This window comes from Pseudomonas sp. IT-P100 (genome assembly GCF_949767185.1).
In the GTDB taxonomy this organism is placed as follows: domain Bacteria; phylum Pseudomonadota; class Gammaproteobacteria; order Pseudomonadales; family Pseudomonadaceae; genus Aquipseudomonas; species Aquipseudomonas fluorescens_B.
This window is the reverse complement of sequence record NZ_CATKQK010000022.1, coordinates 484,566-507,316: the sequence shown is the minus strand read 5'-3', so window position 1 is coordinate 507,316 and position 22,751 is coordinate 484,566. Positions and strand designations below refer to the sequence as shown.

Genomic DNA, 22,751 nt, shown 5'->3' with positions numbered 1-22,751 from the left:
AACTTTGAAATGCCGGGGCCGCTTCGCGCCCCCACGGGGATAAACCAACTCGCCACAGGGCTCGCCCCCACAATGAAAGAGGCCCCCGATGAACAACGCTCTGACCCAGCTCCAGCCCTACCCGTTCGAGAAGCTCCGCGCCCTGCTCGGCAGCGTCACGCCAAACCCGGACAAACGCCCTATCGCCTTGTCCATCGGCGAGCCGAAGCACCGTTCGCCAAGCTTTGTCGCCGAAGCCCTGTCCAGCAATCTGGATCAGATGGCCGTTTACCCGACAACACTCGGTATTCCGGCGCTGCGTGAAGCCATCGCCGCGTGGTGCGAACGCCGCTTCAACCTCCCGAGCGGCTGGCTCGCCCCGGCGCGCAACGTGCTGCCGGTCAACGGCACGCGTGAGGCTCTGTTCGCCTTCACCCAGACCGTGGTCAACCGTGGCGACGATGCGCTGGTGGTCAGCCCGAACCCGTTCTATCAAATCTATGAAGGTGCTGCGTTCCTCGCCGGCGCCAAGCCGCATTACCTGCCGTGCCTGGATGAAAACGGCTTCAACCCGGACTTCGATGCCGTTTCCCCGGACATCTGGAAACGCTGCCAGATCCTGTTTCTGTGCTCGCCAGGCAATCCGACTGGCGCCTTGATCCCGGTTGAAACCCTGAAAAAGCTGATCGCCCTCGCCGACGAATACGACTTCGTGATTGCGGCGGACGAGTGCTACAGCGAACTGTACTTCGACGAACAAACCCCACCGGCCGGCCTGCTCAGCGCCTGTGCGGAATTGGGTCGCAAGGACTTCAAGCGTTGTGTGGTGTTCCATAGCCTGTCCAAGCGCTCCAACCTGCCAGGCCTGCGTTCGGGGTTCGTCGCGGGTGACGCCGACATTCTCAAAGGCTTCCTGCTGTACCGCACTTATCACGGCTGCGCGATGCCGGTTCAAACGCAACTGGCGAGCGTTGCCGCCTGGAATGACGAAGTGCATGTGCGGGCCAACCGTGCGCTGTATCGCGAGAAGTATGATGCGGTGCTGAAAATCCTCGGCCCGGTGATGGACGTGCAACGCCCGGATGGCGGTTTCTACTTGTGGCCGAACGTTGCTGGCGATGATGAAGCGTTCTGCCGCGATCTGTTCGTTGAGGAACATGTGACTGTGGTGCCAGGCTCGTATCTGTCTCGGGAAGTTGATGGTTTCAATCCGGGTGCCGGCCGAGTGCGGATGGCGCTGGTGGCTCCACTGGCGGAATGTGTTGAAGCGGCCGAACGCATTCACAACTTTATTTCTCGCCGCCAGTAATATTAGTAAAGCCTGCACTGTGCAACGCAGTGCAGGCTTGTTCAAATACAAAGTTACAGCACAACCAAAAAACAAACTTTATTTATACACACTCTCAGATTAACCTCTTTAGCCACAACACCCTCCCGCCTAAATACATAACCAACATGGAAGTTATAATGACAACTATCACTCCTTGCCTCATAGAAACACCCGCAGATATTACGGCTTCTTATGAAGCCGCCATTAGCGAAAACCCGGCCAATTCACCCAACACGTCATCCGGGCGCAACAAGCGATCTATCGGCAAACACACTAAATACTGGGCACCCGGCAGAAAGTTAAAAATCGCTATCAGCGACTATGACGATGGCGGGTTTGAAATAGTCAAAAATGCCATCAAGCAATGGCTGCCCTACGTCAATCTGACTTTCGAATTCGTTGAACTGGTTGACGACGAAGACTTGTACGAAGGTGATATCCGGATTTACCTGTCCCGGCTGTACAACGGCACCGGACGCTCGGCACTTGGTACCGATGCGCGAGCAACCCCCGCTACGGAGCCAACATTGCTGCTGGGAACAAATTACACCTCCATCGGCTATGAAGCGCTTGTCATTCATGAATTCGGGCATGCCTTGGGCTTGACCCATGAACATCAACATCCCGATGCGACTATTCCCTGGAACAGAGAAAACACCTACCAGTTATACAAACAGAATTTTGGCTGGTCGAAAGAGACTGTAGATAAAAATCTTTTCCCCCTCCCTCGTAACAGCGATCAAACTTACACCGCCTACGACCGACACTCCATCATGCACTACCAAGTGTTAAATATATGCACTATCGGCGATTGGGAACAGCCAGAGAACCACCAACTCAGTGCAGGTGATAAAGCCTTCGCTCGTCAAATTTACCCCTGAATTATCATCCAGAACCAGTACGCAGAACTCATTACTTCACTTACCCAAGTTAGCCTCACTCAAATCCAGCTCACCCAGCACTTCCCGCAATACGTCATCACCAATCTGGTGGTGACGACTGAGCTTATATAACTCCAGCCGCTGCGCCCGTAGCGCCTTCAAACGCAGACGCCGTTCCAGCAAGTCCATCTGAAACGCCAATGCCTGGGCTTCCGCCGAATCGTTGAACACCTCCAGCTGATGCCGATACTCGGACATGATCCGCGCCTTGAGTTCGACGGCGAGCGCCGCCTGCCCGGCGTCCTGTGGATTGGCTTCTTCGGCTTCGAGGGCATGAATGGCCGCTTCGGCGGTTTTTCGCCAGGCCTCGCGCACCTCACTGCGACGTTTGTCGTCCGGGCTCTTTTCGATGCCACGCAACAACAGGGGCAGCACGATACAGGCTGCAATCAGCGACAGCAGAATGACCCCGGCCGCAATGAAGATCAGCAGATCTCGTTCAGGAAATGCATCACCCGCTACCAACATCGGAACAGACAACACGCCCGCCAGCGTCACCGCTCCGCGCACCCCACCCACCGTCAGCAACCAGCAGGATCGCGCGGTCGGCACGTTGACCATTTCGCCCTTGCCGCGCCAGCGACGCAACAGTCCCGACAGACGCCAGATGCTCTGTACCCAGACGAACCGCAACACCACCAACACGACGAAAATCGCCAGCACGTCGAGACAACGGTAAAGCAACGTCGGCCACAAAGACGTTTCGTGGCTGACCACGGCTTTGATGATGTCTGGCAGTTGCAACCCCAGCAGCAGGAAGATCAGGCCATTGAAGGCGAACTCCAGCAGCGACCAGACGCTGCGATTGAGCAACCGGGTGCTGGTCTGGCGCGGCAGCAGATCGAGCCAACTCTGCATCATTCCCGCCGCCACGGCAGACAGAATGCCCGATGCGCCAAGTCGTTCCGCCAGCACGTAAGCCGCAAACGGCAGCAGCAACATGAAAACCACATGAGTGGCAGGATCATCCCAACCGCGAGCGATCATCCACGAGCGCAAGCGCCCGACCAGCCAGCTCAGCGCCACACCGACAGCGAGGCCGCCGACCGCCACCAACACAAACGTCACGCTGGCGTTGGCCAGGGAGAACACGCCGGTCACCGCTGCCGCCAGGGCAAACTTGAACGTCACCAGGCCCGAGGCGTCATTCATCAGCGCCTCGCCCTGCAACATGTGCATCAACGGCGTCGGCAAGCGGTTCTGCGAAATCGCCGAGACAGCCACCGCGTCCGTCGGCGATAACACCGCCGCCAGGGCAAAAGCCACCGGCAGCGGGATGCCTGGCAGTAACCAATGAATGAAATAACCGGCACCGACGACGGTGAACAATACCAGGCCCACCGCCAGGGTCAGGATCGGCCCGCGCAAACGCCACAACTCACGCTTGGGCATGCGCCAGCCGTCGGAAAACAACAGCGGCGGCAGGAACAGAAAAAGAAACAATTCGGGATCCAGCGCCACATGCAGCCCCAGCGTCGGCCAGGCCAGCAAGGCACCCGCGGCGATTTGCACCAGTGGCAACGGTAACGGGATCACCCGTCCGACCAGACGCGAAACGCTGACCAGCATCAACAGGATCAGGACGGTGTAAGCGGTTTGCATAAAGCGTGGTTCCCGGACAATCGACAGCATTGAAGTGCCATATTAGCCGCTTACCCTACTGCCTGACCGTTGCACCAATGTCGCACGCAGGCACGGACAGCCTGATAGCCCTGTAGGAACACGCCCGGTCCCACAGGGTTTCGCGCTTTAACCGGACGGTCATGGCATAATCCTTCACCTTTTTTTCCAGCACCTGTAAAGGGGGCAATTCCTTGACCGTTTCAAGCAAAACGTTGCACCTTTTCGGCATCAAAGCCTGCGACACCATGAAAAAGGCGCGCACCTGGCTCGATGAACACGCTGTCAGCTATGACTTTCACGATTACAAAACGGCCGGAATCGACCGTGAACACCTGACCCAATGGTGCGACGAGCACGGCTGGCAAGTGGTGTTGAACCGTGCAGGCACGACCTTTCGCAAGCTCGACGACGAACGTAAAGCCGATCTCGACCAGCCGAAAGCCATCGAACTGATGCTCGCACAACCCTCGATGATCAAGCGCCCGGTGCTCGATCTCGGTGACCGAACCCTGATTGGCTTCAAGCCAGACATCTACGCGGCAGCGCTCAAGTAAGCCCGCCCGTTCAATTTTGTTAGAGGTATTTACATGTCCACTACCGTATTCAGCCTGGCCTTTGGTGTCGGCACTCAAAACCGTCAAGGCGCGTGGCTGGAAGTGTTTTACGCACAGCCATTGCTCAATCCTTCGGCCGAACTGGTCGCGGCCATCGCCCCGGTCCTGGGCTATACCGAAGGCAATCAGGCCATCGCCTTCAGCACCGCTCAGGCCTCGCAACTGGCTGAAGCCATCAAAGGCGTCGACGCGGCGCAGGCTGCGTTGCTGACCCGTCTGGCCGAGAGCCACAAACCGCTGGTCGCGACCATTCTGGCCGAAGACGCGCAACTGACTTCCACGCCTGAGGCTTACCTCAAGCTGCACCTGCTGTCCCATCGCCTGGTCAAGCCGCATGGCCTGAACCTGGCCGGCGTGTTCCCGCTGCTGCCGAACGTCGCGTGGACCAGCCAGGGCGCCATCGACCTCGCCGAACTGGCCGAGCATCAACTGGAAGCCCGTCTGCGCGGCGAGCTGCTGGAAGTGTTCTCGGTGGACAAGTTCCCGAAAATGACCGACTACGTGGTACCGGCCGGCGTGCGTATCGCCGACGCGGCACGTATTCGTCTGGGCGCCTACGTCGGCGAAGGCACCACCGTGATGCACGAAGGTTTCGTCAACTTCAACGCCGGCACCGAAGGCCCGGGCATGATCGAAGGCCGCGTTTCCGCGGGTGTCTTCGTCGGCAAGGGTTCGGACCTGGGCGGCGGTTGCTCGACCATGGGCACCCTGTCGGGTGGCGGCAACATCGTGATCAAGGTCGGCGAAGGCTGCCTGATCGGCGCCAACGCCGGTATCGGTATCCCGTTGGGCGACCGCAACACCGTTGAATCGGGCCTGTACGTGACCGCCGGCACCAAAGTGGCACTGCTGGACGAGAACAACAAGCTGGTCAAGGTCGTGAAGGCCCGTGAACTGGCCGGTCAGCCTGACCTGCTGTTCCGCCGCAATTCGGAAACCGGTGCCGTGGAATGCAAAACCCACAAATCGGCGATCGAACTGAACGAAGCGCTGCACGCTCACAACTAAGCGTCACGGTCGACGAAACTGAACCTGTGGGGGCAGGCTTGCCCGCGAAGGAGCCTTTGAGGCTGCCAAAAAGCTTCGCGGGCAAGCCCGCTCCCACAAGGTCAGGCGCATATCCGCCCATGTTCACCAGGGCCGAACAACATGATGATTCCCTCTCCTTGGCGCGCCGATTTTCCGGCCATCGCCGCTCTGCAACGGCAAGACCAGACCTATCTGGACAACGCCGCCACCACTCAAAAACCTCAAGCCCTGCTGGATGCCCTGGCGCATTACTACGCCAATGGCGCGGCCAACGTGCATCGGGCGCAGCACTTGCCCGGCGCGCATGCCACCCAGGCATTCGAGGACAGCCGCAGCAAAGCCGCCCACTGGCTGAATGCCGGCGATTGCGGGCAGGTCATCTTTACCCACGGCGCCACCTCCGCGCTGAACCTCCTGGCCTATGGCCTGGAACACGTGTTCAATCCGGGCGACGAGATTGTCATCAGTGCCCTGGAGCATCACGCCAACCTGCTGCCATGGCAGCAACTGGCCCACCGTCGCGAGCTGAAGCTGGTGATCCTGCCACTGGCTACCGACGGTTTGATTGACCTCGATGCCGCCGCGTCGCTGATCGGCCCTCGAACCCGCTTGCTGGCAGTCAGTCAGTTGTCCAACGTGCTCGGCGCCTGGCAGCCGCTGCCCGCCTTGCTGGCGATGGCCAAGGCACACAGCGCGTTGACCGTGGTCGATGGCGCTCAAGGCGTGGTCCATGGTCGGCATGACGTGCAGGCACTGGGCTGCGACTTCTACGTGTTTTCCAGCCACAAGCTCTACGGTCCAGATGGCCTGGGCGTGTTGTTCGGACGCCATGAAGCGCTCAAGCAACTGCGCCATTGGCAATTCGGCGGCGAAATGGTGCTGGACGCGGATTACCAGCACGCACGCTTTCGCCCGGCGCCGCTGGGATTCGAGGCGGGCACGCCGCCGATTTCCAGTGTGATCGGCCTCGGGGCGACGCTGGATTACCTCGCGGGTCTCGACCAGGACGCCGTCTCAGCCCATGAAGCGGCACTGCATGACTATTTGTTGAAAGGCCTTGAGGCCCGCAACGGCATCCGGCTGCTGGGCAAACCGCAACTGGCGCTGGCGAGTTTTGTCGTCGAGGGTGTGCATAACGCTGATCTGGCGCATTTGCTCACCGAACAGGGCATCGCAGTACGCGCCGGTCATCACTGCGCCATGCCGCTGCTGAAAAGCTTTGAACTGGCCGGGGCGATTCGGGTGTCGTTGGCGCTGTACAACGACTCCGAAGATCTTGAGCGGTTCTTTGAAGCGCTGGATCAGGCGCTGGAGTTGTTGCGATGAACTTGCCGGCTGACGCCATCACGGCGCTGGATACTTTCCAGAAGACGGCGAGTTGGGAACAGCGGGCGCGGCTGCTGATGCAATGGGGCGACCGTCTGCCCGTGTTGAGCGATGTGGACAAGGTGGAGGCCAACCGTGTACATGGCTGCGAAAGTCAGGTGTGGTTGGTAGGCGCGTTGCAGGACGGCCATTGGCAGTTCAGCGCGAGCAGTGATGCACGCCTGATTCGCGGGTTGGTGGCGTTGTTGCTGGCGCGGGTTAACGGGCTGTCGGCGGTTGAGTTGCAGCAGGTGGATTTGCCGGAGTGGTTCAACCAGTTGGGCTTGTCCCGACAACTGTCGCCCTCGCGGAGTAATGGCCTCAACGCCGTGTTACAGCGGATGAATGAGTTGGCTCAGTAGCCCTGTGGCGAGGGAGCTTGCTCCCGTTCGGCTGCGAAGCAGTCGTACATCGTTGCACACGACGCTCCTGAAACACCGAAATTTCCGGATTTGGGGCCGCTTCGCAACCCAGCGGGAGCAAGCTCCCTCGCCACACAAGTCCGTTTACGGTGCTGGCTTCAACTTATCCGCCGGCCGTCGCACCCCAGCCACAATCTTATCCACAGCCTTGGTCGCCGCGACCATGCCAAACGTCGCCGTCACCATCATCACCGCGCCAAACCCTCCGGCGCAGTCGAGCTTCACGCCATCCCCGACAAAACTCTTCTGCAAGCAAATGCTGCCATCCGGTTTCGGATAGCGCAGTTGCTCGGTGGAAAACACGCACGGCACGCTGTAATGACGGGTCACGGTGCGGGAGAAGTTGTAATCGCGGCGCAGGGTCGAACGTACCTTAGAAGCCAATGGATCATTGAACGTTCGGTTCAAGTCGCAGACCTGAATCAACGTCGGATCAATCTGCCCACCCGCCCCGCCAGTGGTGATGATCTGGATCTTGCGGCGTTTGCACCAGGCGATCAGCGCCGCTTTTGCGTTGACGCTGTCGATGCAATCGATCACGCAGTCGATATTTGGCGTGATGTACTCGGCCATGGTCTCGCGGGTGACGAAGTCCGGCACTGCGTGCACCGTGCAGTCGGGATTGATTCCGCGCAAACGCTCGGCCATCACCTCGACCTTGGGTTTGCCGACCGTGCTGTCCAGCGCGTGCAGCTGGCGGTTGGCGTTGCTGACGCAGACGTCGTCGAGGTCAAACAGGGAAATCTCGCCAACGCCGCAACGGGCGATGGCTTCCGCCGCCCAGGAGCCGACGCCACCGACGCCGACGATCGCCACGTGGGCCGCACGCAAGCGCTCAAGCCCTTCGATGCCATACAAACGGGCGATGCCTGCAAACCGCGGATCTTCTGTACTCATGACCATTACCCCAAAAACCGGCGCGCATTATAGGGCCGTCGGCGGCCAAGAGCATCTTTGAGCTATGAACGGGCGTCCTGACCTCATTATTCAGCCTGCACAGAACCAAGATTTAACCTGCAGGGTCCAACGAAAGAACTTAAGCCAAGTTGGATTGCCCAACGTCCGGCTTTTCCCTGTCCGCTGTACGGTCAGGGAAAGCACGGTGTAGGATGCGCGCCCCTTGGCAGTCGCCGACCGTAACTTCGTTCCACAGCCTTTGGAACCCGAAATAGCTATGTCATCGCGTAAATTTGGACTCAACCTGGTCGTGGTGCTCGCCATCGCAGCCTTGTTTACCGGCTTCTGGGCGCTGATCAACCGCCCGGTCACCGCCCCCAACTGGCCCGAACAAATCTCCGGGTTCTCCTACTCGCCGTTCCAGCAAGGCCAGTACCCGCAGAAAGAGCAGTATCCGACCGATGATCAAATGCGTCGGGACCTGGAGATCATGAGCAAGCTGACGGACAACATCCGTACTTACTCGGTCGATGGCACCCTGGGCGACATTCCCAAGCTGGCTGAAGAGTTCGGCCTGCGGGTCACTCTCGGCATCTGGATCAGCCCGGACCTGGAACGCAACGAGCGCGAGATCACCCGAGCCATCGAAATCGCCAACTCCTCACGCAGCGTGGTTCGCGTGGTGGTAGGCAACGAGGCGATCTTCCGTAAGGAAATTACCGCTGCGGAACTGAGCGTGATCCTTGATCGCGTCCGTGCCGCCGTGAAGGTCCCGGTCACCACGTCCGAGCAATGGCACGTCTGGGAAGAACACCCGGAACTGGCCAAGCACGTCGATCTGATTGCCGCGCACGTTCTGCCTTACTGGGAATACGTGCCGGTGGACAAGGCCGGCCAATTCGTCCTCGACCGCGCCCGCGACCTGAAAAAGATGTTCCCGAAAAAACCGCTGTTGCTTTCGGAGGTTGGCTGGCCGAGCAACGGCCGCATGCGTGGCGGCACCGATGCGAGCCCGGCGGATCAGGCGATCTACCTGCGCACGCTGGTGAACAAGCTCAACCGCCAAGGCTTCAACTACTTCGTGATCGAAGCGTTTGACCAGCCATGGAAAGCCAGTGACGAAGGTTCGGTGGGCGCGTACTGGGGCGTGTTCAACGCCGCGCGTCAGCAGAAATTCAACTTCGAAGGCCCGGTGGTCGCGATTCCGCAATGGCGCGTGCTGGCCATCGGCTCGGCGGTACTGGCCTTGCTGTCCCTGACCTTGCTGATGATCGACGGCTCGGCCCTGCGTCAACGTGGCCGTACCTTCCTGACCTTTATCGCGTTCCTGTGCGGTTCGGTATTGGTGTGGATCGGTTATGACTACAGCCAGCAATACAGCACCTGGTTCAGCCTGACGGTCGGATTCCTGCTCGCACTCGGCGCGCTCGGGGTCTTTATCGTATTGCTGACCGAGGCCCACGAACTGGCCGAAGCGGTCTGGACCCACAAGCGGCGGCGTGAATTCCTGCCCGTTGTAGGCGATTCGGACTACAGGCCGAAAGTGTCGATTCACGTCCCTTGCTACAACGAGCCGCCGGAGATGGTCAAACAGACCCTCAATGCCCTGGCCAATCTCGACTATCCGGACTTCGAAGTCCTGATCATCGACAACAACACCAAGGACCCGGCGGTCTGGGAACCGGTGCGCGATTACTGCGCAACCCTCGGCCCGCGCTTCAAGTTCTTCCACGTCGCACCGCTGGCCGGTTTCAAGGGCGGCGCGCTGAACTACCTGATTCCGCACACCGCCAAGGATGCGGAAGTGATTGCGGTGATCGACTCCGATTACTGCGTCGACCCGAACTGGCTCAAGCACATGGTGCCGCACTTCGCCGATCCGAAAATCGCTGTGGTGCAGTCGCCGCAGGATTACCGCGACCAGAACGAAAGCACCTTCAAGAAGCTCTGCTATGCGGAATACAAAGGCTTCTTCCACATCGGCATGGTCACCCGTAACGACCGCGACGCGATCATCCAGCACGGCACCATGACCATGACCCGTCGCTCGGTGCTCGAGGAGCTGGGCTGGGCCGACTGGTGCATCTGTGAAGATGCCGAACTGGGTCTGCGCGTGTTCGAGAAAGGTTTGTCGGCGGCGTATTACCACACCAGCTACGGCAAAGGTCTGATGCCCGATACCTTTATCGACTTCAAGAAACAGCGTTTCCGCTGGGCCTACGGTGCGATTCAAATCATCAAGCGTCACACCGCGAGTTTGCTGCGCGGCAAGGACACCGAGCTGACCCGCGGCCAGCGTTACCACTTCCTCGCGGGCTGGTTGCCGTGGGTGGCAGATGGCATGAACATCTTCTTCACCGTCGGCGCACTGTTGTGGTCGGCGGCGATGATCATCGTTCCGCAGCGCGTCGATCCACCGTTGCTGATTTTCGCGATCCCGCCATTGGCGCTGTTCGTGTTCAAGGTCGGCAAGATCATCTTCCTGTACCGTCGCGCCGTTGGCGTGAACCTGAAGGACGCGTTCTGCGCGGCACTGGCAGGCCTGGCGTTGTCGCACACCATCGCCAAAGCGGTGCTGTACGGTTTCTTCACCAGCAGCATTCCGTTCTTCCGTACGCCGAAAAACGCCGATAACCACGGTTTCTGGGTGGCGATTTCGGAAGCCCGTGAAGAGGTGTTCATCATGTTGCTGTTGTGGGGCGCGGCGCTGGGGATCTTCCTGGTGAACGGACTGCCGAGCAACGACATGCGCTTCTGGGTGATCATGTTGCTGGTGCAGTCGCTGCCGTACCTGGCGGCGCTGATCATGGCGTTCCTGTCCTCGCTGCCGAAACCGGCGGTCGAGGCCGAAACGGCACCGGCAGTCTAAATCTTTGCAGATGCACTAAACGGCGGCCAATGGCCGCCGTTTTGCTTTAAGATAACCGCCATTTTGCAGGGCTTGGCGTGATATCCATCCCTGTGGGAGCGAGCCCGCTCGCGATGGCAATGTAACAATCACCGTTTATGTTGACTGCCACACCGCCATCGCCAGCAGGCTGGCTCCCACATTCAGTCCGCGCCCACATTCATGATCTCCGGAGTTTTCCATGACGGCCCACGCCGACCTTTCGCCGACCCTTCAACTCGCCATCGACCTGATCCGCCGTCCGTCCGTGACGCCGCTCGACGCCGATTGCCAGAAGCAGATGATGCAGCGCCTGGGCGATGCCGGTTTCACCCTGGAACCGATGCGCATCGAAGATGTGGATAACTTCTGGGCCACCCACGGCAAACACGACGGCCCGGTGCTGTGTTTCGCCGGTCACACCGACGTGGTCCCGACCGGCCCGGTGACGGCCTGGCAGATCGATCCGTTCAACGCGCTGATCGACGAACACGGCATGCTCTGCGGCCGTGGCGCGGCGGACATGAAAGGCAGCCTCGCGTCCATGACCGTGGCCGCCGTGCGCTTCGTCGCCGACTACCCGGATCACAAGGGCAAGGTCGCGTTCCTGATCACCAGCGACGAAGAAGGCCCGGCGCATCACGGCACCAAGGCGGTCGTCGAGCGCCTCGCCGCTCGCAAGGAGCGTCTGGACTGGTGCATCGTCGGTGAACCGTCGAGCACCACGCTGGTGGGTGACGTGGTCAAGAACGGCCGTCGCGGTTCCCTTGGCGCCAAACTGACCGTGCGCGGTGTGCAGGGTCACGTCGCTTATCCACACCTGGCCAAGAACCCGATCCACCTCGCCGCCCCGGCGCTGGCCGAACTGGCCGCGGAACACTGGGACCACGGCAACGATTTCTTCCCGCCGACCAGTTTCCAGATTTCCAATGTGAATTCCGGCACGGGCGCGACCAACGTGATCCCGGGTGATCTGGTGGCGGTGTTCAACTTCCGCTTCTCCACCGAATCCACCGTCGAAGGTCTGCAAAAGCGCGTCGCCGACATCCTCGACAAGCATGGCCTGGACTGGCACATCGACTGGGCGCTGTCCGGCCTGCCGTTCCTCACCGAACCAGGCGCGTTGCTGGATGCCGTGGCATCAAGCATCAAGGACGTCACCGGTCGCGACACCAAGGCGTCCACCAGCGGTGGCACCTCCGACGGCCGCTTCATCGCGACCATGGGTACACAAGTGGTTGAACTGGGCCCGGTCAACGCGACAATCCACCAGGTCAACGAGCGTGTGCTGGCCGCTGATCTCGACGTGCTGACCGAAATCTACTACCAGACCCTGATCAAGTTGCTCGCCTGATGCTCGCCTGCCCGATCTGCAACGAACCGTTGAACGCGGTGGACAATGGTGTGGCCTGCCCCGCCGGGCATCGTTTCGACCGTGCGCGCCAGGGTTATCTGAACCTGTTGCCGGTGCAGCACAAAAACAGCCGCGACCCTGGGGATAACCTGGCGATGGTTGAAGCCCGACGCGACTTCCTGAACGCCGGCCACTACGCGCCGGTGGCCAAGCGCCTCGCTGAACTGGCGGCTGAATACGCGCCGCAGCGCTGGCTCGACATCGGTTGTGGGGAGGGTTACTACACCGCACAAATCGCCGAGGCCTTGCCCAACGCTGACGGTTACGCGCTGGACATCTCCCGGGAAGCGGTCAAACGCGCCTGCAAACGCAACCCGCAGCTGACCTGGTTGATCGCCAGCATGGCGCGGGTGCCGCTGGCCTCTGGCAGCTGTCAGTTTCTCGCCAGCGTCTTCAGCCCGCTGGACTGGGAAGAAGCCAAGCGCTTGCTCAGTCCCGGCGGCGGCTTGATGAAAGTCGGGCCGACCAGCGGCCATCTGATGGAATTGCGCGAACGGCTGTACGATGAAGTGCGTGAGTACACCGACGACAAGCACCTGGCGCTGGTCCCGCAAGGCATGGCTTTGCAGCACAGCGAAACCCTGGAATTCAAACTGACGCTTTCAAGTGGTCAGGATCGCGCCAACCTGTTGGCCATGACACCCCACGGCTGGCGCGCCAGCGCCGAACGCCGGGCGGCGGTCATCGAACAGGCCGAGCCGTTCGAGGTCACCGTGTCGATGCGTTACGATTACTTCGTACTTCAATAATTTTTTGGTCTTGAGCAACGGCTTGAGGCCGGCTAAATCCGCGAATGGATTTTTCAGACCCGCAGTGAGGACATCCATGCGCCAACCCGATATCGAGATTTACCTGAAAGACGCCGACGTCGACTACAAGGCCGTTGCCACCTGGCTCGGTGAAGCTTTGGGCCCGTGTACCGACTGGGTTCAGAAAGGCCAGACCTACAAGTGCAAGGCCGGCAACGTGCCGGTGACCTGGTTGCCGAAAGCCGTAGGAAAATGGAACAGCCTTTACCTGGAAAGCGACCAGACGCCGTGGGAAGACGACATCGCCTGTGCCCGCGCCGCGTTTGCTGCGCTGAACGTAGAAGTACGTTGTGCGCCGGGCAGCTGGGTCGAGGAAGAAGGTGAAGAGACAGCGGATCGCTGGATGCGCATCAGCGCCGACGGTGAAGAAGAGATCACCTGGAAAACGGCTTAAAAAGCAAAAAGATCGCAGCCTTCGGCAGCTCCTACAGGGTGTTCATCCTTCAATGCAGGAGCTGCCGAAGGTTGCGATCTTTTGATCTTAAGGCTTAAAGCCCCACCACATCCTCAGCCTGCAACCCCTTCTCGCCGGTCACTACCGCGTACTCGACCTGCTGACCTTCCGTCAGCGAGCGGTGGCCTTCACCGCGAATCGCACGGTAGTGCACGAACACATCCACCCCGTCCGCGCGCTGAATAAAACCGTAGCCCTTGGCGTCGTTGAACCACTTCACATTGCCGGTTTCACGTGTTGCCATTTGTTCATACCCCTTTTTTATTATTAATCGGGCTTTTCGCAGGAAAGCCTCGGTAACAGTGCTTGCGCGGACCAGGTGCCACTATCTGGCCAGTGCGGGCTCGCCGAGTATATGACAGCTGCCAAAACTCTCAACTCAACTTTACTTAGGCGCTTTTTTGCCGATTTTCGGTGAATCCGGCACACTATCGGCCGCCCGAGCAAACGCTCGGTTTTATTCACTCATGCAGATGCCGTATGACCCGTTCCCCGTTCCGCCGTCTTGTGTTTGGCACCCTGCGCCGACTGCTCTATCTCTGGGTTCGCTCCGAGACGATCAACCAGTCGTCGTTCACCCTCAACCTCGACCGCAGTCGTCCGGTGTTCTACGTCCTGCAAAACCCTTCGCTGACCGACCTCGCCGTGGTCGACACCGAATGCAGCAAGGCCGGCCTGCCTCGCCCGGTGTTACCGGTGTCTGTCGGCAATCTGCTGGAACCCGCCGCGTTCTTTTACCTGACACCGGACCCCGACTGGCTCGGTCGCCAGGACAAGCGCGGTGCGCCGCCGACCCTGACCCGCCTGGTCAGCGCCCTGAGCCAGAATGCCGCCGAAGACGCGCAGATCATCCCGGTCAGCGTGTTCTGGGGGCAATCGCCGGACAGCGAATCGAGTCCGTGGAAACTGTTGTTCGCCGACAGTTGGGCCGTTACCGGACGTCTGCGCCGCTTGCTGAGCATCATCGTGCTCGGACGCAAGACCCGCGTGCAGTTCTCCGCGCCGATTCACCTGCGCGAACTGATCGACCACAACAAAGGTCACGAGCGTACCGTACGCATGGCCCAGCGGATTCTGCGGGTGCACTTCCGCAACCTCAAAGCCGCCGTCATCGGCCCGGACATTTCCCACCGGCGCAATCTGGTCAAGGGCCTGCTGAATCAGCCGCTGGTCAAGCAAGCGATTCTCGACGAAGCCGAGCGGGAAAACATCTCCCCGGAGAAAGCCAAGGCCCAGGCCCTGCGCTACGGCAACGAGATCGCCTCGGACTACACCTACACCGCGATCCGATTTCTGGAAGTGGTGCTGAGCTGGTTCTGGAACAAGATCTACGACGGGATCAAGGTCAACCACATCGAAGGCGTGCAGAAGGTCGCCCAAGGTCACGAAGTGATCTACGTGCCGTGCCACCGCAGCCATATCGACTACTTGCTGCTGTCCTACTTGCTGTTCCGCAACGGCCTGACCCCGCCGCACATCGCCGCCGGGATCAACCTCAACATGCCGGTGATCGGCAGCCTGTTGCGTCGTGGCGGTGCGTTCTTCATGCGTCGCACGTTCAAGGGCAACCCGCTGTACACCTCGGTGTTCAACGAATACCTGCACACCCTGTTCACCAAAGGCTTTCCGGTCGAGTACTTCGTCGAGGGCGGCCGTTCGCGCACCGGGCGCATGCTGCAACCGAAAACCGGGATGCTCGCGATCACCCTGCGCAGCTTCCTGCGCTCGTCGCGCATGCCGATCGTCTTCATCCCCGTGTACATCGGCTACGAACGCGTGCTGGAAGGCCGGACCTACCTCGGCGAACTGCGCGGTGCGAGCAAAAAGAAAGAATCGATCTTCGACATCTTCAAAGTCATTGGCGCGCTCAAACAGCGCTTCGGCCAGGTGGCGGTGAACTTCGGCGAGCCGATCAAACTGGCAGAATTCCTCGACAGCGAGCAGCCAGACTGGCGCCAACAGGAACTCGGCCCGCAGTTCAAACCGGCGTGGCTCAACGAAACCACCAACCGCCTCGGCGAAAAAGTCGCGCAACACCTGAACGAAGCGGCAGCGATCAACCCGGTCAATCTCGTGGCGTTGGCATTGCTGTCCACCAGCCGTCTGGCACTGGATGATCGGGCCATGGCACGGGTGCTGGATCTGTATCTGGCGCTGTTGCGCAAGGTGCCGTACTCGCCGCACACCACGCTGCCGGAAGGTGACGGTCGCGCACTGATCGAGCATGTGAAAGACATGGATCTGCTGTCCGAACAAAGTGATGCACTGGGCAAGATTCTGTACCTGGACGAGCAGAACGCCGTCCTGATGACCTATTACCGCAACAACGTGCTGCACATTTTCGCGTTGCCGGCGCTGCTGGCGAGCTTCTTCCAGAGCGCTTCGCGCATGAGCCGTGAGCAGATCCTGCGCTACACCCGCGCACTGTATCCGTACCTGCAATCGGAGCTGTTCATTCGCTGGTCGCTGGACGAACTGGATGCCGTGATCGATCAATGGCTGGAAGCGTTCGTCGAGCAGGGCCTGCTGCGTTTTGAAAATGACGTTTACCTGCGCCCGGCGCCGAGTTCGCGGCATTTCGTGTTGCTGACCTTGCTGTCGAAGAGCATCGCCCAGACGCTGCAACGCTTCTACATGACCGTTTCCCTGCTGCTCAACAGTGGCCAGAACAGCATCAGCGCCGAAGAACTGGAGGACCTGTGCACGGTGATGGCCCAGCGCCTGTCGATCCTGCACGGGCTGAATGCCCCGGAGTTCTTCGACAAGAGCCTGTTCCGCCACTTCATCCAGACCCTGCTTGACCTGGACGTGCTCAAGCGTGACGAAGCCGGCAAGTTGAGCTACCACGAACTGCTCGGCGAACTGGCCGAAGGCGCGGCCAAACGGGTGTTGCCGGCAGAAATTCGTTTGTCGATTCGTCAGGTGGCATTGCATCGTAGTGAAGATGCCGCGGATCTGGTCACCACCCAGCCCGAGACTTGACGAAAAAATCTGTGGGAGCGGGCTTGCTCCCACATCAGATTGGAAATATCACATGAAAAAACTCTCTCTATTGGCCATCGCCGCTTTGCTCGGAGCCTGTCATTCGATGCAGCCCGCCGCCAAAACCAGCCTCGATGGCGAAGTCTTCTACCTGCAACGCATCGCCCTGCCGCCGACCGCCATCCTGAGCGTCAGCTTGCAGGACGTGTCTCTGGCCGACGCCCCCGCCGTGGTGCTCGACGAACAGATAGGCCCCGTCAAAGGTCAGGTGCCACTGCCATTCCATCTGAGTTACGATCCGGCTCAGGTCAAACCCGGACATCGATATTCCGTCAGCGCGCGCATCGAAGTGGATGGCAAACTGGTATTCATCACCACCGAACACCATGCCGTGCAACTGGATGGCAGCGATCCGCAGCCACTGAAAATCCGCGTCGACGCTGTCCGTTAAATGTCTTTTTGCTCAATTTTTCCGAACAAGGAAGCCGCCATGTTCCGCCCTACCCTTCGCTTCGCCGGCCTCTGCGCAGGCTTGATGATTTCCGCCAGCGCCATGGCGCTATCGCTCAGTGACCTGTCGCAAAAAGACGCCACCGGCGGCCTCAAGGACGCCCTTACCCAAGGCGCGCAACTGGCCGTCAAACAACTCGGTACACCAGGCGGGTTCAGCAACAACCCGGACGTGAAAATCGAGCTGCCGGGCAAACTGGGCAAGGTCGCCAGCAAGATGAAGCAGTTCGGCATGGGCGACCAGGTTGATCAACTGGAAACCAGCATGAACAAAGCGGCTGAAACCGCCGTGACCCAGGCCCAGCCGATCCTCGTGGACGCCGTGAAGAAAATGTCCGTTGAAGACGCCAAGGGCATCCTCAGCGGCGGCAACGATTCGGCCACCCAATACCTGAACAAAACCAGCCGCGAACAAATCCGCGCCAAGTTCCTGCCGATCGTCAAGCAAGCCACCGACCAGGTCGGCCTGGCCAAGCAGTACAACTCGTTCGCCGGCCAAGCCGCGACCATGGGCGTGATCGATACAAAAAATGCCAACATTGAAAGCTACGTCACCGAACAGGCACTGAACGGCTTGTTCGAAATGATCGGCAAACAGGAAGAAACCATTCGCCAGAATCCTGCAGCGGCAGCAACCAGTCTGGCGAAGAAGGTGTTTGGCACCCTCTAAGCCTCAACGCCGATCCTGTGGGGCCTAGCCTGCTCGCGAAAGCGGTGTGTCAGTCGAATTTGATGTCTACTGACACACCGCCATCGCGACCAAGCCCGCTCCACAAGATCAGCGTATATCCGAGAGAACAAGTCGACTGTCAGCCCGCCATCGCGACCAAGCCCGACGCCTACACAAGCAGATACCCCCCCCCCCCACCAAACCACGAGGTCGAGCGTTAGCTCGCCTTGCGCTCTTGATCTTGATCTACCCGCCCCTTCGGGAGGCTGAGTGGAGGTGTTCATCCGGGGAGTGGCGCACAGCGCCGTTCGACGCAGTCGAACTCATCGCATGTAGGTGCCAGCGAAGCCAACCGGAGGGCGATGCCCCCGGATGAATGCCGGAGCGAAGGAACGCCGAGCCTTAGCGAGGGGCCGGACGCTCGGGGCGAGACCTTTTGGTTCCTTTTGGGGCGTTTGCCAAAAGGGACTCGCCGTAAGGGCGAAACCGCCAGCAGCCGTTACCGCAAAAAAGGATATGTACCCAGCCAACAAAAGCCTGGTCGGCCCAAAGGCCGCCAAGACCTCAAACCGGTTCTTTCTTGATGCGGAACCAAGCCGCATACAGCGCCGGCAAAAACAGCAGCGTCAACGCCGTCGCCACAATCAGCCCCCCCATGATCGCCACCGCCATCGGCCCGAAGAACACGCTGCGCGACAGCGGGATCATTGCCAGCACCGCAGCGAGCGCGGTCAGGACGATCGGCCGGAAACGACGCACCGTGGCCTCGATGATCGCCTGCCAGGGTTTGAGCCCGGCGGCGATGTCCTGCTCGATCTGGTCCACCAGAATCACCGAGTTGCGCATGATCATCCCGGACAGCGCAATGGTGCCGAGCATAGCCACAAAACCAAACGGCTGGCGGAACACCATCAGGAACAGGGTCACGCCGATCAATCCCAATGGTGCTGTCAGAAACACCATCACCGTGCGTGAGAAACTGCGCAGTTGCAGCATCAGCAACGTCAGCACCACCACAATGAACAGCGGTACACCGGCCTTCACCGAGTTCTGGCCACGGGCCGAGTCCTCCACAGTCCCGCCGACTTCCAGCAAATACCCATCAGGCAGCTCAGCACGGATCGGATCGAGCGTCGGCATGATCTGCTGCACCAGCGTCGCCGGTTGTTCCTTGCCGTAGATGTCGGCGCGAATCGTCACGTTCGGCAAGCGATTGCGGTGCCAGATGATGCCTTCTTCAAAGCCGTATTCCAGCGTCGCGATTTGCGACAGCGCCACGCTGCGACCGTTGTCGGTCGGCACCGCCAGGCTTGGCAGCAACGACAGTTCAGTGCGCTCATGCAACGTCCCGCGCAAAAGGATCTCGATCAACTCGTTGTCTTCGCGGTACTGGCTGACGCTGGAACCGGTCAGTGAACTTTGCAGGAACTTCGACAGGTTCGCCGTGCTAACGCCCAGCGCTCGGGCGCGGTCCTGATCGACGTTCAGATAAACCACTTTGCTCGGTTCTTCCCAATCCAGATGGACGTTGGCCACGTGGGGATTTTCGCGAACCTTGGCCGCCACTTTGCGGGCCAGGGCGCGGACGTCTTCGATGTGTTCACCGGTAACGCGGAACTGCACCGGATAGCCAACCGGCGGGCCGTTTTCCAGACGCGTCACCCGCGAGCGCAGGGCCGGGAATTGCTCGTTGAGGGTTTCGATCAGCCAGGTGCGCAGGGTTTCGCGATCCTCGATGGTCTTGGCCAGGACGACAAACTGGGCGAAGCTCGCCGCAGGAAGTTGCTGATCCAGCGGCAGGTAGAAGCGCGGCGAACCGGTGCCGACGTAGGCCACGTAGTTATCGATGCCGGCGTGATCCTTCAGTAAACCTTCAAGACGTTTAACCTGGTCGGCGGTGTTGCTCAACGAAGCACCTTCGGCGAGTTTCAGATCGACCATCAATTCCAGTCGCCCGGAGGCCGGGAAGAATTGCTGCGGCACAAAACGGAACAACACAATGGAGGCAATGAACAACAGCACCGTCAGCGCGATCACCGTCTTGCGCCAGCGCACGCACCACTCCACCAGACGTCTGACACGCTCATAAAAAGGCGTGGCGTACGGATCCGGTTGCCCCGCGCCGTGTTTGGCGGCGTGAATCTTCGCCAGATCCGGCAGGAGCTTTTCCCCCAGATAGGGCACGAAAACCACGGCGGCAATCCATGACGCCAGCAGCGCGATGGTCACGACCTGGAAGATCGAGCGGGTGTACTCGCCAGTGCCCGATTGCGCAGTGGCAATCGGCAGAAAGCCTGCAGCGGTGATCAGCGTGCCGGTAAGCATCGGGAACGCGGTGCTGGTCCAGGCGTAACTCGCGGCTTTGATCCGGTCGAAGCCCTGCTCCATTTTGATCGCCATCATTTCCACGGCGATGATCGCATCGTCCACCAGCAAACCCAGCGCCAGCACCAGCGCACCGAGGGAAATCTTGTGCAGGCCGATGCCGAGGTAATACATGCAGGCGAAGGTCATCGCCAACACCAGCGGAATCGCCAGCGCCACCACCATGCCGGTGCGCACGCCGAGGGAGAAAAAGCTCACCAACAGAACGATGGCCAAGGCTTCCACCAGCACCTGTACAAATTCACCGACCCCGGTTTTCACCGCAGCGGGCTGATCGGAAACCTTGCGCAGTTGCATGCCGGCCGGAAGGTTTTTCTGGATTCGGGCGAACTCGATCTCCAGTGCCTTGCCCAGCACCAGAATGTCGCCACCGTCCTTCATCGCCACGGCCAGACCGATGGCGTCTTCGGCCATGAAGCGCATGCGTGGCGCCGGTGGATCGTTAAAACCACGGTGCACGTCCGCGACATCGGAGATACGGAACGTGCGATCACCGACGCGAATCGGGAAGTTCTTGATCTCTTCGACCGTCTGAAAATTCCCCGAAACCCGTAGCTGCAATCGCTCGCTGGTGGTTTCAAAGAAGCCAGCCGTGGACATCGCGTTCTGCTCTTCAAGCGCCTGCTGCACCGCTGCCAACGGCAAGCCGAGGGTGGCGAGTTTGACGTTGGAAAGCTCGATCCAGATCTTCTCGTCCTGCAACCCGAGCAGGTCGACCTTGCCCACGTCCTTGACCCGTTGCAGCTGAATCTGGATGCGGTCGGCGTAGTCCTTGAGCACCGCGTAATCAAAACCGTCGCCGGTCAGCGCGTAGATATTGCCGAACGTAGTGCCGAATTCATCGTTGAAAAAAGGCCCCTGAATACCTGGCGGCAGGGTATGACGAATGTCACTGATCTTCTTGCGCACCTGATACCAGAGGTCCGGGATTTGCACCGAGTGCATGGAGTCGCGAGCGACAAACGTCACCTGGGACTCGCCGGGGCGAGAGAACGACACGATGCGCTCGTACTCGCCGGTTTCCATCAGCTTCTTTTCAATGCGTTCGCTAACCTGGCGGGACACTTCCTCGGCGGTGGCCCCCGGCCAGTTGGTGCGGATCACCATCGCCTTGAAGGTGAACGGAGGGTCTTCGCTCTGGCCGAGCTTGGTGTAGGAAAGTGCGCCGACGACCGCCAGCAACAGCATCAGGAACAGTACGATCTGGCGATTACGCAGCGCCCATTCGGAAAGATTGAAACCCATCGGGGATTACTCCTTGTCCGCCAGATTGACCACGCGGTTGGAGCGATCCACCGGGCGCACTTGCTGCCCGTCATGAAGCACATGGACACCGGCCGCCACCACCCAGTCACTGGCGTTCAGGCCTTCGAGCACCGGCACGGTTTTCTCGCCGAATGCACCGACCCGGACCGGGGCTTTTTTCAGGGTGTTGTTGGCGCCAAGGACCCACACGTAGGTGGCGCCGTTTTCCGCGGTGAGCGCCGACAGTGGCACCGACAGCGACACCACATCGGCGGTCTGGATGAACACCCGGGCGCTCTGGCCGAGTTCGGCCGGGACTTTGCCGGCGGTGAACGCAATGCGGGCGGCGAAGGTGCGGGACTTTGGATCAGCGGCGGGCGACAGCTCACGGATACGTCCGGCGAATCGTTGATCGGGTTGGGTCCAGAGTTCCACCGACACCGGCTGCCCGACCTTGAAACGACCGAAGCTCTGCTCCGGCAGGCTGATCAACACTTCGCGCTCGCCATCGGTGGCGAGGGTGAACACGGTTTGACCGGCGGCGACGACCTGCCCGACTTCCACCGCACGCTTGGCCACGACGCCATCCTGAGGCGCGCGCAGCACCGCATAGCTGGCCTGATTGGTAGACACGTTGAATTCGGCCTTGATCTGCTTCAGGCGCGCTTCACCGGATCTATAGAGATTTTCAGAATTGTCGTACTGGGAACGGCTGACCATCTGACGGTCCATCAGGGTCTTGTAGCGATCACGCTCGGCGCGTACGAGATTGAGATTGGCTTCGGCAGCCGCGACCTGAGCGCGGGTCGCTTCCAGTTGCAGACGCACATCCTGGGGGTCGAGCTCCGCCAAGGGCTGGTCGGCCTTGACCCGCTGCCCTTCTTCGACCAGTCGTCGGCTGACTTTGCCGCCGATGCGAAAGGCCAGGTCCGGCTCGTAGCGGGCACGGACTTCACCGGGATAGCTTTCCATCGCCTGGGCCGAGGGCTCTGGCTGCACGACCATGGCCGGCCGAACAGTGACTTGCGGCGCCTCTTCGTGACCACACGCAGACAATAAAAACGCCAGACTGATTGGCAACGCGAGGGGCAAGGCATAGCGGAACATGGCGAAGGACCTTTCGCTAATGGTGCTTGGAATAATTATACTTGCCAGTATGTTATTAATAGCAAACTCACCAGTCCAGTATTAAAAA

Annotated in this window: 18 protein-coding genes; 13 read left to right on the top strand and 5 right to left on the bottom strand. The window is 60.1% G+C overall.

What is annotated here, in order from left to right:
- Positions 1-88 precede the first annotated feature (88 nt).
- Both dapC and ACM6IQ_RS18475 read left to right on the top strand, forming a co-directional pair.
- Positions 89-1,288, top strand: coding sequence for a succinyldiaminopimelate transaminase (gene dapC, locus ACM6IQ_RS18480; RefSeq protein WP_414879499.1), 1,200 nt, complete (start codon positions 89-91; stop codon positions 1,286-1,288).
- Positions 1,289-1,446: 158 nt separating this feature from the next.
- Positions 1,447-2,190 (top strand): M12 family metallopeptidase, encoded by a 744-nt coding sequence (locus ACM6IQ_RS18475; RefSeq protein WP_414879498.1) that lies wholly within the window; start codon positions 1,447-1,449, stop codon positions 2,188-2,190.
- A gap of 36 nt (positions 2,191-2,226) precedes the next feature.
- On the opposite strand, the gene ACM6IQ_RS18470 is transcribed toward ACM6IQ_RS18475, so the two are convergent.
- Positions 2,227-3,852, bottom strand: coding sequence for a Na+/H+ antiporter (locus tag ACM6IQ_RS18470; RefSeq protein ID WP_017336696.1), 1,626 nt, complete (start codon positions 3,850-3,852; stop codon positions 2,227-2,229).
- A gap of 266 nt (positions 3,853-4,118) precedes the next feature.
- Here ACM6IQ_RS18470 and ACM6IQ_RS18465 point away from each other — a divergent pair, with 266 nt between their 5' ends.
- The 4 genes from ACM6IQ_RS18465 (at position 4,119) to ACM6IQ_RS18450 (ending at position 7,243) form a co-directional block, all read left to right on the top strand.
- On the top strand, positions 4,119-4,427 hold the full coding sequence (locus ACM6IQ_RS18465) for an arsenate reductase (RefSeq protein WP_231986532.1): 309 nt from the start codon (positions 4,119-4,121) through the stop codon (positions 4,425-4,427).
- 33 nt (positions 4,428-4,460) lie between these two features.
- Positions 4,461-5,495: a 2,3,4,5-tetrahydropyridine-2,6-dicarboxylate N-succinyltransferase gene (gene dapD / locus ACM6IQ_RS18460; RefSeq protein ID WP_017336694.1), complete on the top strand. Its 1,035-nt coding sequence runs from the start codon at positions 4,461-4,463 to the stop codon at positions 5,493-5,495.
- Positions 5,496-5,636: 141 nt separating this feature from the next.
- Positions 5,637-6,842 (top strand): aminotransferase class V-fold PLP-dependent enzyme, encoded by a 1,206-nt coding sequence (locus tag ACM6IQ_RS18455; protein ID WP_414879497.1) that lies wholly within the window; start codon positions 5,637-5,639, stop codon positions 6,840-6,842.
- On the top strand, positions 6,839-7,243 hold the full coding sequence (locus tag ACM6IQ_RS18450; RefSeq protein ID WP_017336692.1) for a SufE family protein: 405 nt from the start codon (positions 6,839-6,841) through the stop codon (positions 7,241-7,243). The genes ACM6IQ_RS18455 and ACM6IQ_RS18450 overlap by 4 nt, the downstream gene beginning before the upstream one ends.
- Positions 7,244-7,387: 144 nt before the next feature.
- Here the strand turns inward: ACM6IQ_RS18450 and tcdA are convergent, their stop codons facing one another.
- Positions 7,388-8,206, bottom strand: a complete 819-nt coding sequence (tcdA, locus tag ACM6IQ_RS18445; protein WP_017336691.1) for a tRNA cyclic N6-threonylcarbamoyladenosine(37) synthase TcdA — start codon at positions 8,204-8,206, stop codon at positions 7,388-7,390.
- Between the two features lie 271 nt (positions 8,207-8,477).
- On the opposite strand from tcdA, the gene ACM6IQ_RS18440 reads away from it, so the two are divergent.
- The 4 genes from ACM6IQ_RS18440 (at position 8,478) to ACM6IQ_RS18425 (ending at position 13,704) form a co-directional block, all read left to right on the top strand.
- Positions 8,478-11,069 carry a glycosyltransferase gene (locus tag ACM6IQ_RS18440; RefSeq protein ID WP_017336690.1) on the top strand — a complete coding sequence of 864 codons (2,592 nt, stop codon included), beginning with the start codon at positions 8,478-8,480 and terminating at the stop codon, positions 11,067-11,069.
- A gap of 220 nt (positions 11,070-11,289) precedes the next feature.
- Positions 11,290-12,441, top strand: coding sequence for a succinyl-diaminopimelate desuccinylase (gene dapE / locus ACM6IQ_RS18435; RefSeq protein WP_414879496.1), 1,152 nt, complete (start codon positions 11,290-11,292; stop codon positions 12,439-12,441).
- Positions 12,441-13,250, top strand: coding sequence for a putative RNA methyltransferase (locus ACM6IQ_RS18430; RefSeq protein ID WP_414879495.1), 810 nt, complete (start codon positions 12,441-12,443; stop codon positions 13,248-13,250). Before dapE ends, ACM6IQ_RS18430 begins: the two co-directional genes overlap by 1 nt.
- A gap of 76 nt (positions 13,251-13,326) precedes the next feature.
- The gene (locus ACM6IQ_RS18425; RefSeq protein ID WP_017336687.1) at positions 13,327-13,704 is read left to right on the top strand and encodes a hypothetical protein; all 378 of its coding nucleotides are present in this window, start codon (positions 13,327-13,329) and stop codon (positions 13,702-13,704) included.
- Between the two features lie 94 nt (positions 13,705-13,798).
- On the opposite strand, the gene ACM6IQ_RS18420 is transcribed toward ACM6IQ_RS18425, so the two are convergent.
- The gene (locus ACM6IQ_RS18420; RefSeq protein WP_017336686.1) at positions 13,799-14,008 is read right to left on the bottom strand and encodes a cold-shock protein; all 210 of its coding nucleotides are present in this window, start codon (positions 14,006-14,008) and stop codon (positions 13,799-13,801) included.
- 236 nt (positions 14,009-14,244) lie between these two features.
- On the opposite strand from ACM6IQ_RS18420, the gene plsB reads away from it, so the two are divergent.
- The 3 genes from plsB to ACM6IQ_RS18405 are packed head-to-tail and all read left to right on the top strand — an operon-like array spanning position 14,245 to position 17,926.
- Complete coding sequence (gene plsB, locus ACM6IQ_RS18415) at positions 14,245-16,746, top strand: glycerol-3-phosphate 1-O-acyltransferase PlsB (RefSeq protein ID WP_414879494.1); 2,502 nt, start codon at positions 14,245-14,247, stop codon at positions 16,744-16,746.
- 52 nt (positions 16,747-16,798) lie between these two features.
- Entirely contained in the window at positions 16,799-17,197 is a 399-nt protein-coding gene (locus ACM6IQ_RS18410) for a YbaY family lipoprotein (RefSeq protein ID WP_414879493.1), read from the top strand.
- A 39-nt stretch (positions 17,198-17,236) separates the two neighbouring features.
- Positions 17,237-17,926, top strand: coding sequence for a DUF4197 domain-containing protein (locus ACM6IQ_RS18405; RefSeq protein ID WP_017336683.1), 690 nt, complete (start codon positions 17,237-17,239; stop codon positions 17,924-17,926).
- Between the two features lie 564 nt (positions 17,927-18,490).
- Here the strand turns inward: ACM6IQ_RS18405 and ACM6IQ_RS18400 are convergent.
- Positions 18,491-21,556 (bottom strand): efflux RND transporter permease subunit, encoded by a 3,066-nt coding sequence (locus ACM6IQ_RS18400; protein ID WP_414879492.1) that lies wholly within the window; start codon positions 21,554-21,556, stop codon positions 18,491-18,493.
- 6 nt (positions 21,557-21,562) lie between these two features.
- The gene (locus ACM6IQ_RS18395; RefSeq protein ID WP_017336681.1) at positions 21,563-22,663 is read right to left on the bottom strand and encodes an efflux RND transporter periplasmic adaptor subunit; all 1,101 of its coding nucleotides are present in this window, start codon (positions 22,661-22,663) and stop codon (positions 21,563-21,565) included.
- Between the last annotated feature and the right edge of the window lie 88 nt (positions 22,664-22,751).

Bases quoted from the DNA above. Each gene is read 5' to 3' on its own strand.
- ACM6IQ_RS18465 (WP_231986532.1), top strand. From the start codon at position 4,119: ATGAAAAAGGCGCGCACCTGGCTCGATGAACACGCTGTCAGCTATGAC.
- ACM6IQ_RS18400 (WP_414879492.1), bottom strand. From the start codon at position 21,556: ATGGGTTTCAATCTTTCCGAATGGGCGCTGCGTAATCGCCAGATCGTA.
- ACM6IQ_RS18420 (WP_017336686.1), bottom strand. From the start codon at position 14,008: ATGGCAACACGTGAAACCGGCAATGTGAAGTGGTTCAACGACGCCAAG.
- plsB (WP_414879494.1), top strand. From the start codon at position 14,245: ATGACCCGTTCCCCGTTCCGCCGTCTTGTGTTTGGCACCCTGCGCCGA.
- ACM6IQ_RS18450 (WP_017336692.1), top strand. From the start codon at position 6,839: ATGAACTTGCCGGCTGACGCCATCACGGCGCTGGATACTTTCCAGAAG.
- dapD (WP_017336694.1), top strand. From the start codon at position 4,461: ATGTCCACTACCGTATTCAGCCTGGCCTTTGGTGTCGGCACTCAAAAC.
- ACM6IQ_RS18430 (WP_414879495.1), top strand. From the start codon at position 12,441: ATGCTCGCCTGCCCGATCTGCAACGAACCGTTGAACGCGGTGGACAAT.
- ACM6IQ_RS18475 (WP_414879498.1), top strand. From the start codon at position 1,447: ATGACAACTATCACTCCTTGCCTCATAGAAACACCCGCAGATATTACG.
- ACM6IQ_RS18425 (WP_017336687.1), top strand. From the start codon at position 13,327: ATGCGCCAACCCGATATCGAGATTTACCTGAAAGACGCCGACGTCGAC.
- tcdA (WP_017336691.1), bottom strand. From the start codon at position 8,206: ATGGTCATGAGTACAGAAGATCCGCGGTTTGCAGGCATCGCCCGTTTG.
- ACM6IQ_RS18455 (WP_414879497.1), top strand. From the start codon at position 5,637: ATGATGATTCCCTCTCCTTGGCGCGCCGATTTTCCGGCCATCGCCGCT.
- ACM6IQ_RS18405 (WP_017336683.1), top strand. From the start codon at position 17,237: ATGTTCCGCCCTACCCTTCGCTTCGCCGGCCTCTGCGCAGGCTTGATG.
- dapC (WP_414879499.1), top strand. From the start codon at position 89: ATGAACAACGCTCTGACCCAGCTCCAGCCCTACCCGTTCGAGAAGCTC.
- ACM6IQ_RS18470 (WP_017336696.1), bottom strand. From the start codon at position 3,852: ATGCAAACCGCTTACACCGTCCTGATCCTGTTGATGCTGGTCAGCGTT.
- ACM6IQ_RS18410 (WP_414879493.1), top strand. From the start codon at position 16,799: ATGAAAAAACTCTCTCTATTGGCCATCGCCGCTTTGCTCGGAGCCTGT.
- ACM6IQ_RS18395 (WP_017336681.1), bottom strand. From the start codon at position 22,663: ATGTTCCGCTATGCCTTGCCCCTCGCGTTGCCAATCAGTCTGGCGTTT.
- dapE (WP_414879496.1), top strand. From the start codon at position 11,290: ATGACGGCCCACGCCGACCTTTCGCCGACCCTTCAACTCGCCATCGAC.
- ACM6IQ_RS18440 (WP_017336690.1), top strand. From the start codon at position 8,478: ATGTCATCGCGTAAATTTGGACTCAACCTGGTCGTGGTGCTCGCCATC.